This window comes from Cohnella ginsengisoli (assembly GCF_029525555.1).
Classification (GTDB): Bacteria; Bacillota; Bacilli; order Paenibacillales; family Paenibacillaceae; genus Cohnella; species Cohnella ginsengisoli.
This window is the reverse complement of the sequence record NZ_JAPDHZ010000008.1, coordinates 49,904-63,837: the sequence shown is the minus strand read 5'-3', so window position 1 is coordinate 63,837 and position 13,934 is coordinate 49,904. Positions and strand designations below refer to the sequence as shown.

Sequence of the window (13,934 nt, the reverse complement as noted above, 5' to 3'; positions counted from 1 at the left end):
AACTTGATTTGGAGTTGCGGCACATGACACCCAGGGACGATGCATCCACGGCGACGCGCAAAGAACAAATCCTCGACGCGGCCGCCGAGCTGTTCGCGCTTCAAGGCTTTTACAAGACGACGACGGCGCTGGTCGCCAAATCCGTCGGCGTGACGCAGCCCTACGTGTTCCATTTTTTCAGAACGAAGGAGGAGCTGTTCCTGGCCGTGCTGGACCGGGGCTATCGTCGGCTGGTGCACGCTTTCTCCGCCGTCGAGAGTCCGCCCGAGGAGCTGGTTCACCGGATGGGCGGCGCGTTCGAGGCTTTGCTCGTCACCCATCGCAACGAGATCCTTCTCGTCATGCAAGCCTATGCGATCCCCGAGCCCGCGATCCGCGAAGAAGTGAAGGCGAAGTTCGACGAGATTCATCGGATGGTCGGAAGCCGGTTTGCGCAGGCGGGCATTCCCAATGCGTCCGGCGAGGCCGGCATGTTTATCGGCACGGGACTTCTCATCGCGCTCTCGCAAATATTAGAGCTCCCGCGGCTGCTTCCGTGGTGCGATCCCGAGTAAACCGCTCGCCCATCGCAGGCAATTCGAGAGGATCCGAACTATCGGCGGCGCCGTCCGCTGTTCCGCCAGGCTGCATGTAGATGCTTGGCGGCTGTTTTAGGGTATAAATTTATTTATCGATAAATAAGGAGTGTTGAGAATGTCAACGATGTCAACTTCGCAAAGGAACCGGATGCTGGTCGTCGTCTGCCTGGCGCTGTTCATGGTCATGCTGGATACGCTGGTGCTCGGCGTGGCGCTGCCGTCGATTCAAAAGTCTTTCGACGCGGGTCTCGCGGATCTCGAATGGTTCACCAACGGCTACACGCTGACCTTCGCCGTGCTGCTCATTCCCTTCGGCATGCTGGGGGAGCGCTACGGGCGCAAAAGGATGTTTCTGCTCGGCATCGCGATATTTACGTTAGGCTCGCTGGCTTCCGCGCTCAGCATGCATGCATGGGGGCTAACGCTGGCCAGAGCGCTGCAAGGCGTAGGCGGAGCCGCGATCACGCCGATCAGCCTCACGCTGGTCAGCGCCGCTTTCCCGCCCAAGTTCAGGGCAGCGGCGATCGGCATCGTGTCGGGCGTATCCGGGCTCGGACTCGCCACGGGACCGCTTGTGGGCGGGCTCATCGTGAACGGCTCGCCCTGGCAGACGATTTTCTGGATCAACGTCCCGGTCGGGGCGCTCGCCGTCGCGTTCGGCTGGCTCTGGATCCGCGAATCGAAAGGCGAAGAGAAACGGCTCGATCTGTTCGGCTTGGTACTCATCGCGGCCTCGATGCTTGGCATCGTATTCGGTCTCGTTCGCGGGAACGAAGCGGGCTGGGGAGAATTTGAAGTGTGGGGGCCGCTCGCGGGAGGCTTGCTGCTGCTCCCCGCTTTCGTCGCCTGGGAATGGCGCCATCCGCACCCGCTGCTGTCGCTCCGCCTGTTCAAGAGCCGCGACTACTCGGCGTTGATCGTCGCCGGATTCTGGCTGTACGCCGGCATCTTCGGCGCGATCTTCTTGCTCACGCTGTTCCTTCAGCAAGCGCAGGGCTACTCCGCGCTCGGCGCGGGCGTCCGCGAGATGGCCTGGACCGGCGCCACGATGGTCGCCGCGCCGCTGGCAGGGCTTTTTATCGGACGCCTCGGCACCCGCCGCGTGCTGCTGACCGGCCTGCTCCTGCAGACGGCCGCGCTGATTCTGTTCGCGGTCCTCATCGTCGCGAACGGCGCCGTATTCTCCTTCGCTTACCTGGCGCCCGCGATGGTGCTGGCGGGACTCGGCATGGGGCTCAGCCTGACGCCCTTGTCCGAGGGCGTACTCTCCGCCGTGCCGGATTCGAGCTCCGGGGAGGCAAGCGGCGTCGCCAATGCTACGCGGGAGCTCGGCGGCGTGTTCGGCATCGCCATCGGCAGCCTCGTGTTCCGCCAGGGCGGCGAGATCGCGACGCCGGACCAGTTCGGGACGCATCTGACGCCCGTGCTCTATGTCTACGCCGCCATGCTTGGCGCCGCGTTCCTCGCGACGCTGCTGTTCTACAAGCGTTCGCGGCGGGAGGCGGGCGAACCCGGCAAGATCCTGCCGGCCGGCGCGGCCGTCGACTAAAAGAAGGCCGGGACGGGAAGTCCTATTGCATAGAACGGTCGAAGCTTTTCGGCCGTTCTTCTTTGCGTCCAGGCAACGACTTAACCCTACTGCGAACGCTCATCCTTCACGGCCAGGATGGCGAGCCTGGGCGATCGTTCGAGAAAGAACGCCGCACTGACTTGAATGATGTATCTTTGCATGATCGCAGTAGAACCCGCACGGCTGGCTGCCGCCTCATAAAAACATCAAATGCTGTCAACAGTATGATTGACAAATTCGCGTTTTCCTTCTGTTGCCGCGGAAGTGAGCGAGGGGTACTATAAACGCATATCGACCGCTGGCGGAGTGCCGCGAAAAGAAAGCGGTTAATTTTAAGGAGGAACCGAAATGGAGCATGTACAGCGTTCTGCTTCTAGCGGTGGCATACGCGTAGGCGTCCAGAAATTCGGGCGTTTCCTGAGCGGCATGGTCATGCCGAACATCGGGGCGTTCATCGCCTGGGGCATCATCACCGCCTTGTTCATACCGACCGGTTGGGCGCCGAATTCGGAGCTTGCGAAGCTCGTCGGTCCGATCATCACGTATCTGCTTCCGATTCTGATCGGCTATACCGGAGGCACGATGGTGCACAAGACGCGAGGCGGCGTCATCGGCGCGCTCATGACGATGGGCATCATCGTCGGCACCGACATCCCGATGTTCCTCGGCGCCATGATCTGCGGTCCGCTCGCGGCGTGGGTGCTGAAGCAGTTCGACAAGTCCGTGGAAGGCAAGATCAAGGCGGGCTTCGAGATGCTGGTCAACAATTTCTCGCTCGGCATCATCGGCGCTGGCCTGACGCTGCTGGCATTCTCGGGCATCGGTCCGATCATCGAGCAGCTCACGTCCTGGCTGTCGGACGGCGTCGAGTTCCTGGTCAATCACAACCTGATCCCGCTGGCGAACGTGCTCATCGAGCCGGCGAAGATCCTGTTCCTCAACAACGCGATCAATCACGGCGTGCTGAGTCCGATCGCGCTGGAAGAGGCGTCGCGCACCGGCAAGTCGATTCTGTTCATGCTCGAATCGAACCCGGGTCCCGGCATCGGCGTTCTGCTGGCCTATATGCTGGTCGGCCGCGGCTCCGCCCGGCAGTCGGCTTCCGGCGCGGCGATCATTCACTTCTTCGGCGGCATCCACGAGATTTACTTCCCGTACATTCTCATGAATCCGCGCCTGATCCTGGCGGTCATCGCGGGCGGCGTGACCGGCACGTTCACCTTCTCGCTCTTCGGCGCGGGACTGGTCGCTCCGCCTTCGCCGGGCAGCATCTTCGCCTACATCGCGATGGCGCCGAAGGGCGGCCTGCTGCCGGTGCTGAGCGGCGTGCTCACCGCGGCCATCGTATCCTTCGCGGTCTCGGCGCTGCTGCTGAAGACGTCGAGGAAAAACGCGGAGGACGAAGATATCGAGGAAGCGCAAAGCCGCATGAGGGCGATGAAAGCGGCGGGTACGCCTGCGGCGGCCGCGGCAGCGGCCAATGCCGCGGCGCCGGTCGCCGGCGTCACGGCTTCTGGCGGCGCGCGGCCTTCGCTCCCGGACACGGCGTACGTGGACGCAAGTCTTCAAGCGGCGGCATCCGCGGTTAAAGATAAGGAGGACGTGCGCAAGATCGTCTTCTCCTGCGATGCCGGCATGGGCTCGAGCGCCATGGGCGCATCCATCCTGCGGAAGAAGATGAAGGCCGCGGGATCGAACGTGACGGTCGTCAATACGGCGATCGGCGACATTCCGGACGACGCGGATATCGTCATCACGCACAAGACGCTCACCGACCGCGCCAGACAGAAGGCGCCGAACGCCGAGCATATTTCGATCGACAACTTCCTCAAAAGTCCGGAATACGACGTGCTGGTGAACAGGCTGACCTGATCCCGGGCGAACATTCGAAAGGAAGCGGCCTGACGGTCGTTTCCTCCGACGCATATCGAATTGGCTGACGCTGGCGAGCATATCGCCGGCGTTCAGCCCATTTTGGATAGACAGGAATGATCCGTCCATGAGCGTATCCAACCGAACCCGGCTAATCCTCGAGTTGCTGCTGCGCAGCGGGCGGGAGATGACGGCCGCCGAGCTTGCCGCAGGGCTCCAGGTCAGCTCGCGCACCGTGCACCGCGAGCTTGCCGCGGTCGACGATCTGCTGGCAGGCCAGGCGGTATCGCTGGTAAAAAAATCCGGCTCGGGCATCGCCCTGCAGGGCGATCCGGCCGCGCTGAAGCGCCTCGGGGACATCGTTTCCGGGTCGGAGGCGGCCGATTTCTCTCCCGACGAGCGCCAGGTCTACCTGTTATGCCTGCTGCTTCGGGAGCGGGAGCCCGTCAAGCAATTCGCGCTGGCGCATGAGCTGAAGGTAACGGTGCAGACGATCGGCAGCGACCTGGAGGAGCTGGCCGAATGGGTGGAGCGCTTCGGCGTACAGCTGATCCGCCGCAGAGGCTACGGCGTGGAGCTCTCGGGCGGGGAGGCGGAACTGCGGGAGACGATCCGGCAGCTCATCCGGCTGCGCCTCGACGACGCCGAGCTGATCGCGAGCCGGGGCGAACCGCCGTCTCATCCGCTCGACCGCATGCTGTTCGAGCTGGCCGGACGTGCGGACATGGCAGACGTCGAGAGCGCGTTGTGGGGGCTGGAGGGCCGATGGGCAGGCAGCCTGAACGAACAAATTTATACGGACCTGCTCATCCGCCTCTCGATCTCGCTGCATCGGGTCCGGCAAGGCAGAACGGTGGCGGACGCGCCCGGTCCGTACCAGCCGCCGCCGCAGGACAGGCAAGCGTCCGAGCGTGCCGCGGCGGAGGCCGCGCAGCTGGCTGAGCATCTCGCGTCTCGGCCGGGCGTGGCGATCGGCCCGGCCGAGACGGCTTATGTCGCCGAGCTGCTCCAGGACGCGCACGGCAAAGATCTCGCGCTGCTGCCCGGCGACGATCTAGGGCTTGCGGATGCCGTCCGCCGCCTCATCCGTTCGGTGCAGACGTCGACGGGCGTCGATTACGACGAGGACCGATCGCTTCGGGAAGGCTTGTTCGAGCACTTGAAGCAGGCGGTGCAGCGGCTCGGCGAGGGGCAGCGCATCCGCAATCCGCTGCTGGAGCAGATCCGCCGGGATTACGGCGTGCTATTCGCGGCGGTTAGGGAGGCCGCCAGCTTGGCGCTGCCGCATCTAGAGGTGCCGGACGAGGAAGTCGGCTTCCTGGTCATGCACTTCGGCGCCTCCCACGAGCGGCTCAAGCAGCTCCAGCGGGACGTGCGGGCGATCCTCGTTTGCACGAGCGGCATCGGCTCCTCCAAGCTGCTGCAGATGCGCATCCGCAAGGAGCTTCCGCAGATCGAGATCGCGGATCGGGTATCCTGGTACGAGGCGGCCCGTCTTGACGAGGACACGTACGACCTGATCATCTCCACGATCGATCTTCCGATCGACGCCAGGCACTACATCAAGGTCAGCCCCCTGCTCACGCAGGGGGGAAGCCGACCGGCTGCGGGCGTTCGTTCGCGAGGCGCCGTGGGGGGGTTAAGCAAGCGGCCGTGCGGAAGAGAGAGGCCGGTTCGCCGGATGCTGAGGCAGACGCCTTCGCCCGGCTGCAGCGCCTGAAGACGACGCTCGACGAGATCGTCTCGCTCGTCGGCGGATTCCGGGCGATCGAGCTGGGCGAGGAGGCCTGCGACTTGCACGCGGCGCTGGACGACGCCTGCCGGCGGGAGGAAGCGCTCGGGCTGCTGAGCGGCGCGGCCGCCGTGCGCGACCGGCTGCTGGGCCGGGAGGAACAGGGCAGCCAGATGATCCCCGGCACGGGGCTCGCGCTCTTTCATACGCGGGCGACGGAGATCTCGCAGTCCACGCTTAAGCTGTACCGGCTTTGCAAGCCCGTTCGAATGCCGCAGCAAGACGGGCCTTCCGTTCAATTGGACCGGTTCCTCCTCATGCTGGCGCCCCGGGCGTTGGCGCGCGAAAGTCTCGAGGTATTAAGCGAGATCAGCGCGATGCTGCTCGACGAGGAGACGATCGCGCTGCTCGAAGGCGGCGACGAGACGGCGATCCGCGAGCGTATGACGACGCATCTGAGAGGCTTTTTTCTAACTAAAACCGAAAGCGAGTGAACGATATGAGCATTCTATCCGCAAACAAAGTGAAATTGAACGCATCCGTCGGCGACAAATACGAAGCGATTCGCCTGGCCGGCCAGCTGCTGGTGGAGGCGGGCCACGTAGAGCCGGCTTATGTCGACAGCATGATCGAACGCGAGAACTCGCTGTCCACTTACATGGGAGGCGGGCTCGCGATCCCGCACGGAACGAGCGAATCCAAGGGCACGATCAAGTCTACGGGCCTGTCGATCGTCCAATTGCCGGCCGGCGTCGACTTCGGCGACGGCGAGAAGGCGCATCTGGTCATCGGCATCGCGGCGGTCGGCGACGACCATCTGGATATTTTGACGAACGTGGCGATGATCTGCTCGGACGACGAGAACATGGCGCGCATTCTCGCGGCCCGGACGCCCGCCGAGATGATCGAAATTTTCGAGAGCGGTGTGGAGGAATGAAGGCCCTGCATTTCGGCGCAGGCAACATTGGGCGGGGCTTCATCGGACTGCTGTTGTCGCGCTCGGGCTATGAGGTGACGTTCTCCGACGTAAACAAGACGCTGGTCGACGCGCTTCGCGAACGGGGCGAGTATACGGTGACGTTGGCCGACGACGAGCAGGAGCGGATTCGCGTGACGGGCGTGACTGCGATTGACGGCACCGACCTTGCGGCAGTGGCCTCCGCCGTGGCCGAAGCCGATCTGGTCACGACCGCCGTCGGCGTGAACATTTTGAAGCATATCGCTCCGGGTATCGCGCGCGGCATCGAGCGCCGCATCGCCGCGAGCGCAGGTCCGCTTCACCTGATCGCCTGCGAGAACGCGATCGGCGGCAGCGCTCAGCTCAAAGCGCACGTATATGCGCTATTGGACGAGGAGACGCGCGTGAGGGCCGACGCGATGTGCGCCTTCCCGAACGCGGCGGTGGACCGGATCGTGCCGATCCAGCACAACGAGGATCCGCTCGCGGTGACGGTGGAGCCGTTCTACGAATGGGCGGTCGACGCGTCCGCGATGTTCCCGGGGTTCAAGCGGGTGGAAGGCGTGCACTACGTCGACGATCTGACGCCGTATATCGAGCGTAAGCTATTCACCGTCAACACGGGTCACGCTTCGGCCGCGTATCTCGGCAACCTGAAGGGCTACGAGACGATTCAGCAGGCGATGGAAGACGAGGCGCTCGTGGGCGAAGTGCGCGCGGTGCTGGACGAGACGGGCGCGGTCGTCGTCCGCAAGCACGGCTTCGACCCGGAGGCGCACGGGCGCTACATCGAGACGATTCTCGGGCGCTTCCGCAATCCGCATCTGACGGACGAGATCTCGCGCGTCGGCCGTTCGCCGATCCGCAAGCTGTCGCCGAACGACCGACTTGTCAGTCCGGCGCTGCAGGCGTTGGAGCAGGGCGCCCGGCCCGAGGCACTAGCCAAGGTCATGGCCGCCGCGCTGCGCTTCGACTACCCGGACGACCCGGAGTCGGCCGAGCTGCAGCGATCGCTGAAGGAGAAGGGCGTCCCCGCGACGTTGACGGCCTATACGTCTTTGCAGCCGGAGCATCCGCTGCACCGGCTCGCGATGGAACAACACGAAGCGCTGTCGTCCGGTCTGCCGGGGTGACGGCTTTATATAAAAGGAGAGATGCACCATGTCCCAATCATTAACCGGCATCGCCGCTTCTCCCGGCATCGCCATCGCCAAAGCGTTTCGCTACGCGCATGCCGCGGCCGAGGCGCCGCAGCGTACCGAGGTCGCTGACGCCTCCACGGAGGTGGAGCGCTTTCGCGCAGCCGTCGCGAAGGCCAAGACGGAGATCGACGCGATCCGCGAATCGACGGAGCGCCGTCTCGGCGCTGCCAAAGCCGAGATTTTCGAAGCGCATCTCATGCTGCTCGACGATCCCGACCTCGTCGACGCCGTCCTCGAGCAGATCGACAATGACTCGGTGAACGCCGAATACGCGCTTCACGAGGTGACGGGCATGATCGTCGAGATGCTGCGCGGCATGGACAGCGAGATGCTTCGCGAGCGGGCGGCCGACGTGCTGGACGTCTCCGGCCGGGTCATGAGCCATCTGCAGGGTCGGCCGTACGCCGCATTGTCCGGCATTTCGGAGGAGACGATCATCGTCGCGCAGGATCTGACGCCGTCCGATACGGCGCAGCTCGACCTGCACTACGTACGCGGCTTCGTCACCGAGATCGGCAGCCGCACGTCGCATTCCGCGATCATGGCGCGCTCGCTGGAACTGCCCGCGATCGTCGGAGCCGGCAAAGCTGCGGCGGACGTCCCGGACGGGACGACGATCGTTCTCGACGCGACGGAGGGGCGGATCGTCGTCGATCCGAGCGTCGAGGAGCTTGCGGACTATCGGGCGAGAAAGGAAGCTTATGACGCGCGGGTGGCCGAGCTGAAGCGGCTGGCGTCCGAGCCGTCGGTCTCGGCCGACGGCGCGCATGTCGAACTCGCCGCCAACATCGGGGGCGTCGAGGACGTCGCCAAGGCGCTGGAGAACGGCGCCGATGGCGTCGGGCTTTTTCGCACCGAGTTTCTGTACATGGGGCGCACGAGCCTGCCGACCGAAGAGGAGCAGTACGAGACCTACCGGCACGTGCTGGATAAAATGAAAGGCAAACGCGTCGTCATTCGAACGCTCGACATCGGCGGCGACAAGGAGTTGCCGTATCTGGCGCTTCCCAAGGAGAGTAATCCGTTCCTCGGCCTGCGGGCGGTCCGCTTCTGCCTGAGCCGCGAGGACGTGTTCCGCACGCAGCTGCGCGCGCTGCTCCGCGCGAGCACGGCGGGCAAGCTGAATATCATGTTCCCGATGATCGCCGTTGCCGCCGAGCTGCGCCAGGCCAAGGCGATTTTGGCCGAGGAGCGCGCCAAGCTCGAGAGCGAAGGCATCCCGGTCGCCGCCGACATCGAGGTCGGCATCATGATCGAGATTCCGGCTGCCGCGCTGAACGCGGACTACTTGGCGAAGGAAGTCGACTTTTTCAGCATCGGCACGAACGATCTGATCCAGTACACGATGGCGGCGGACCGCATGAACGATGCCGTCTCGTATTTGTACCAGCCGTATCACCCGTCGGTCCTTCGCCTCGTTCGCATGGTCATCCGCGCAGCGGAGCGGGAAGGCAAATGGACCGGCATGTGCGGCGAAATGGCGGGGGATCTCACGGCGATCCCGCTGCTGCTCGGCCTCGGTCTCGGCGAGTTCAGCATGAGCGCGTCGTCCGTGCTGCCGGCCCGCGAGCTGATCGGTCGTTTGTCCAAGGAAGAATGGTCGCGACTAGCCGAAGAGGCGCTGCAGCTCGGTACCCAAGAGGAAGTCCAACAATTCGTAGAACAAAGGAGTCATGCCTAATGCTGTCCGAAACGTTTACCGTCATCCATCCGTCCGGCTTTCACGCGCGTCCGACTAAGATCTTCGTTCATGCGGCGACGCAGTTCAACTGTAAGGTGAATTTGATCAAAGGATCCAAAAAAGGTCAACGGCAAAAGCTCGCTCGGCCTGCTCTCGCTCGGACTGGCCAAAGGCGACGAGGTGACGTTGGAAGTCGACGGCGAGCGCGAGGACGAAGCGCTTCGGGAGCTTGGACCGCTGCTGTCGAAGATCTACGAGGAGTAAGAGAGGAAATCCTCCACGGGTGCCTTCAAAGGGCGTCGCTGGAGGATTTTTTTAACCGACGGGAGTTTATAACTCGCCTAGGTGAAGTCATGCTTCAGCCGCTGAAAGCGAGAAAACTAACATTACAGGAGCGACGAGGGCGCCGGTCCGTGCCGTAAACGAGAATAGCGCGGTTACAGGAGTAAAACCGCTGCAACGAAGCAATTTTGTAGGAGCGCCCCCGGTAGCCAGTGCAAGGATTATCATGCAAAAATACATCATTCAAGGCGAGTGTAGCGGTTTTTTGCGCGATAGGAAGCCAGGATTTGAGGCGGGATCCGGCTTTTGCGCCAAATTAGCCGTTGTCGTTGTCGTTGTCGGTCAAGGCGTCAATAAAAAAAAGGCTGTTCCTTTCGGTTGCATTCCGCAACCGCAAGGACAGCCTTTTTTTAGGCTTCCATGATGATGTTCGAGTAATTGTTGTAATCGTAATTGTTATCCGTCGCGCCGGCGATGGCGAAGATAATGATCAGCGCGATAATGACAAAGTACAGCACCGTGCCCACGATCGAGCAGATGAGTCCGGCGACGGCCATGCCGGAGCCTTGTTCGCCGCGCACGCGGATCTCCTTCAGCGAGATCGCGGATACGATGATGCCGACGACGCCAAGGAAGAAGCCGATGAACGGAATGACGATCGAACCGATGCCGAGAATGAGCGCGGCTACCGACTTGCTGTTCGAGCGTGCAGGCGGCGTCAGGGGCGGGCGGGCATAATCGTAGGCCGGCGGACGGAAAGAAGAGGGATGCGCCGACCCGCCGCCGTACGGATGCTGGCCATGGTTCGGATGCTGCCCATAGGAGGAACCGTGGGGCGGCGGTGGATAGTAGCCGCCTTGATTCGGCGCGTGCGGTTGGACCGCATGCGGTGCATGCTGGTGATCCGCGCGCGGCGGGTACCCGCCCTGCTGGGGCTCGGGCTGCCAGCCCTGAGGAGCACGCGCTTGCTCATCGGCCGCGCGATATCCATCGCCGTCCGCATGCCGATCGTGCGGCCGCGCCGGCTCATCCGCACGCGGCGGGTACCCGCCCTGCTGAGGCTCCGGCCGCCAGCCCTGCGCCGATCGCGCCGGCTCATCCGGCGCGCGATACCCGCCGGCGGCCGCATGTCCCTCGTGCGTCCGCGTTCGATCGTCGGCAGCGGGGGAGCCGCGCTCGGCTTGCGCCTCGTGCGTCCGCGCATGCTCGTTGGCCGCGCGATAACCGCTGTCGGCTTGCGCATCGTGCGCTCGCGCCGGCTCGCTCGGCGCGAGCGGCGCGCGATCTCCCGCGGCTTCGCCGCCGCGGTCCGCCGGCTGGGACGGCGAAGCGTCCGGCGCCGTGCCCGCATCCGGGCCAGGGGAGGGATCCGTCGGTCCCGGCCCGCCCCAATTGTTGTTCGAATCGTCGGATGTCATCGTTCAGTCTCCCTTTTGCGGAAAGGCTTCGATTATTAGTATTGGTAGTTGTTCAGTCCCGGCTGGACAGGCGGTTCCGCGTAAGCCGACTGGTTCAGGTCCTCGTAGAAGTGGGCGAGTCCGGTGTAGAAGTACGGAACGACCCACAGCAGGCCGATGCCGAACGGAATCGCGCCGAGAATGGCCCATCCGAGATAGCTCAGGCAGAACAAGAAATAGCGACCCTTGTTACCCGCCATCATCGCTTTGCTTCGCCGGATGGCCTCAAGGCCGCCGATGCCCGGATTGTCGCGCAAGATGAAGAAGGCTTGCGAATAGCGAATCGCGGCGATAATGCCCGGTACGATAAACAGCAGCGTCCAGAGGAACGTGAAGATGCCGACGAGCAGGTTTAAGATAAAGGCTTCGGAGAAGCGGTTGAAGCCGCCGAACAACCCCCCCGATGCCCGGATTGCGCTGGCGCACGAGGTCCTGGAAGTATCCATACAGCCCAAGCATCAACGGCCCGGTCAGCACAAGAGAAGCCACCCAGCCGATCAGCGGGATTCGTTCGAGAAAGCCGATTACCGTCAAGATGACGAAATAAACCAGCGCGAGCAGCACCGGCTCCGTCCATTTGCCTTGCAATGTCGTTCTTGCCCGTGCCCGAAGCTCCGAACTTGTCGTCATTTGCTCAATTCCACCTTTGCGTCATGAGTTGTCGTGCAGAAGTCTGTCCCAATCCATACTGATTTTACAAGCGATGTCACGTTTCGACAACCACTTTTTGGAACGAAGCCGTCCCAAACTTCCCTCTATCCTATGCCGCGCCGCGCCTTCCGTATGCTTCGGCACGGAGCAACTTCATATTACCTTTTAAAAGCATAAAAAAAAACCGCCATCGGCGGATTTTAGGCAAATTTTAAGTAAGGGGGATCAGTGGTTGCTGATCGAAAAAAGAAATAGTTATCCTCGACATCTATAATATTAGAATAGCACGCCGGAAAAGAATAGTCTAGTCTTTTTTTTCTGGATTTGTTATCATTTGGAATGCTCTTCCCGGGAGAGCCAATCTAACGCGGAAAAGAGGGATCCAATGACCGTGCTTTGGGTGCTGGCCAGAAGCGCGTACGAGAGCCGCCTGCAATATACGGCGTCGCATGCCGTGCGCACGGTTGCCAGCGTGATCTTCGGCATGATCTATATCTCGATTTGGCAAGGAATCGGCGCCCAATATGCGCTGGAGGGCTACGGCCGGGAGGGGATGGTCGCCTACATCGCGTTTAACCAGGTGATTCTGTGGCTGACCTTCACTTCGCACGGGCTGGGACTGGAGGATCGGGTCCGGACCGGCCAGATCGCGCTGGATCTTATCCGCCCCGTGCATCTTTTCGCGTTCTCCGCGGGGCGGGAAACGGGTTCGATCGCCTATAACATGTTGTTCACCGCGCTGCCTCTCTATGTCCTCTACGCGCTGTTCGTCGGGCTGCCGGTCCCGTCGGATCCGGCGCTCTGGCTGCGTACGCTCGCGGCGCTCGTCATGGCAGCCTATACCGGCATCTGCATCTCCTACTGCATTGGCGTGACGGCGCTTTGGACGGTGGAGAGCCGCTGGTTCAGCCTGCTGAATTATTCGCTGAGCTTCGTGCTGTCCGGTTTTCTCATGCCGATCGCTTGGATGCCCGGTTGGCTGCAGACGATCGCGAGACTGTCGCCGTATCCCGTTTTCAACGACGTCCCGACCCGTACCTATCTCGGTACCGCCGCGCCGTCAGCGCTGCTGACGCCTCTCGTCTGGTGCGCGCTGCTCTCGCTCGCCTGCGTCGCGGCGACGTCTGCCGTACGGCGCAAGGTGGAGGTGCAAGGCGGATGAATTGGCTGCGCATCTCCTGGATGCTTTACAAGATCAACGTTCGCGCTAGGATGCAGTACAGGGTCAGTTTTCTGCTGACCACGCTGCTCGCGTCGGTCGTGACCGTCGCCGAGTTTCTCGGATTGGCGGTGGTGCTGCATGCGTTCGGCGCGATCCGCGGCTGGAACGTGTGGGAGATCGGGTACCTCTACGGCGTGCTGATGACGGCCAAGTATTTGTATCGGGGCTTCGGCTCCGCCGTGAACAACTTCGAGCCGTACCTCGTGAACGGTCAGCTGGACCAGCTGCTGCTGCGGCCGATGCCGCTGCTGCTGTCCGTGCTGACGTCCCGGACGCGAATGGTCGGCGGCGAGCTGCTCCAGAGCCTGTCCGTACTTGGCGTCTGCCTCGGGAAGCTGCTGGGGGGAGGGGACGGTCGGCTGGGCCGCGATCCCTTTGACGCTGCTGATCGTCTGCACCGGGACCGTCATCATGTTCGCCGTCGGCCTCGCGACGGCGGCGGCCGGCTTCTGGACGACGCGAACCGAGGACCTGTCCGTGCTCACCGACAATGCGTCGACGACGGCGTGCCAGCTGCCGCTTAGCCTTTTTCCGGACTGGCTCCGCACGCTGCTGCTGACCGTCGTGCCGTTCGGATTTATCAACTACGTGCCCGCGATGTTCATCGTTCGGTCCGAGTGGGGATGGTGGACGATCCCGGCTGCGGCAGCCGTAGCGGCGCTGTCCCTCGGGGCGGCGTTCGCCCTCTGGCGCGTCGGGGTGCGGAAATATCAAAGTACGGGCACCTGA

Annotated in this window: 14 protein-coding genes and 1 pseudogene; 13 read left to right on the top strand and 2 right to left on the bottom strand. The window is 62.9% G+C overall.

Features of this window, described 5'->3' with window-relative positions; translation table 11 throughout:
• The first annotated feature begins 23 nt into the window (after positions 1-23).
• From OMP38_RS31050 to OMP38_RS35280, 10 genes and pseudogenes are all read left to right on the top strand, one after another.
• Positions 24-554 carry a TetR/AcrR family transcriptional regulator gene (locus tag OMP38_RS31050; protein WP_277568500.1) on the top strand — a complete coding sequence of 177 codons (531 nt, stop codon included), beginning with the start codon at positions 24-26 and terminating at the stop codon, positions 552-554.
• 139 nt (positions 555-693) lie between these two features.
• Positions 694-2,127, top strand: coding sequence for an MFS transporter (locus OMP38_RS31045; protein ID WP_277568499.1), 1,434 nt, complete (start codon positions 694-696; stop codon positions 2,125-2,127).
• 369 nt (positions 2,128-2,496) lie between these two features.
• Positions 2,497-4,020 carry a PTS mannitol transporter subunit IIBC gene (locus OMP38_RS31040; RefSeq protein ID WP_277568498.1) on the top strand — a complete coding sequence of 508 codons (1,524 nt, stop codon included), beginning with the start codon at positions 2,497-2,499 and terminating at the stop codon, positions 4,018-4,020.
• Positions 4,021-4,147: 127 nt separating this feature from the next.
• Positions 4,148-5,740: a BglG family transcription antiterminator gene (locus OMP38_RS31035; RefSeq protein ID WP_277568497.1), complete on the top strand. Its 1,593-nt coding sequence runs from the start codon at positions 4,148-4,150 to the stop codon at positions 5,738-5,740.
• Entirely contained in the window at positions 5,674-6,246 is a 573-nt protein-coding gene (locus tag OMP38_RS31030; protein WP_277568496.1) for a PTS sugar transporter subunit IIA, read from the top strand. Before OMP38_RS31035 ends, OMP38_RS31030 begins: the two co-directional genes overlap by 67 nt.
• Positions 6,247-6,251: 5 nt before the next feature.
• Positions 6,252-6,689: a PTS mannitol transporter subunit IIA gene (locus OMP38_RS31025; RefSeq protein WP_277568495.1), complete on the top strand. Its 438-nt coding sequence runs from the start codon at positions 6,252-6,254 to the stop codon at positions 6,687-6,689.
• Positions 6,686-7,843, top strand: a complete 1,158-nt coding sequence (locus OMP38_RS31020; RefSeq protein WP_277568494.1) for a mannitol-1-phosphate 5-dehydrogenase — start codon at positions 6,686-6,688, stop codon at positions 7,841-7,843. Before OMP38_RS31025 ends, OMP38_RS31020 begins: the two co-directional genes overlap by 4 nt.
• A gap of 28 nt (positions 7,844-7,871) precedes the next feature.
• Positions 7,872-9,593, top strand: a complete 1,722-nt coding sequence (ptsP, locus tag OMP38_RS31015) for a phosphoenolpyruvate--protein phosphotransferase (protein ID WP_277568493.1) — start codon at positions 7,872-7,874, stop codon at positions 9,591-9,593.
• Positions 9,593-9,658, top strand: a pseudogene (locus OMP38_RS35285) (HPr family phosphocarrier protein); the annotation flags it as partial. The gene ptsP and the pseudogene OMP38_RS35285, both read left to right, overlap by 1 nt.
• An 82-nt stretch (positions 9,659-9,740) precedes the next feature.
• Positions 9,741-9,857, top strand: coding sequence for an HPr family phosphocarrier protein (locus tag OMP38_RS35280; RefSeq protein WP_338130735.1), 117 nt, complete (start codon positions 9,741-9,743; stop codon positions 9,855-9,857).
• Positions 9,858-10,285: 428 nt separating this feature from the next.
• Here OMP38_RS35280 and OMP38_RS31005 read toward each other — a convergent pair whose 3' ends face one another.
• Positions 10,286-11,293 (bottom strand): DUF4190 domain-containing protein, encoded by a 1,008-nt coding sequence (locus OMP38_RS31005; RefSeq protein WP_277568492.1) that lies wholly within the window; start codon positions 11,291-11,293, stop codon positions 10,286-10,288.
• Between the two features lie 35 nt (positions 11,294-11,328).
• Entirely contained in the window at positions 11,329-11,727 is a 399-nt protein-coding gene (locus OMP38_RS31000) for a DUF975 family protein (RefSeq protein WP_277568491.1), read from the bottom strand.
• A 641-nt stretch (positions 11,728-12,368) separates the two neighbouring features.
• Between OMP38_RS31000 and OMP38_RS30995 the strand changes: the two genes are divergently transcribed.
• The 3 genes from OMP38_RS30995 to OMP38_RS30985 are packed head-to-tail and all read left to right on the top strand — an operon-like array spanning position 12,369 to position 13,934.
• Complete coding sequence (locus tag OMP38_RS30995) at positions 12,369-13,145, top strand: ABC transporter permease (protein ID WP_277568490.1); 777 nt, start codon at positions 12,369-12,371, stop codon at positions 13,143-13,145.
• Positions 13,142-13,729 (top strand): ABC-2 family transporter protein, encoded by a 588-nt coding sequence (locus tag OMP38_RS30990; protein ID WP_277568489.1) that lies wholly within the window; start codon positions 13,142-13,144, stop codon positions 13,727-13,729. The genes OMP38_RS30995 and OMP38_RS30990 overlap by 4 nt, the downstream gene beginning before the upstream one ends.
• Positions 13,617-13,934: an ABC-2 family transporter protein gene (locus OMP38_RS30985; RefSeq protein ID WP_277568488.1), complete on the top strand. Its 318-nt coding sequence runs from the start codon at positions 13,617-13,619 to the stop codon at positions 13,932-13,934. Before OMP38_RS30990 ends, OMP38_RS30985 begins: the two co-directional genes overlap by 113 nt.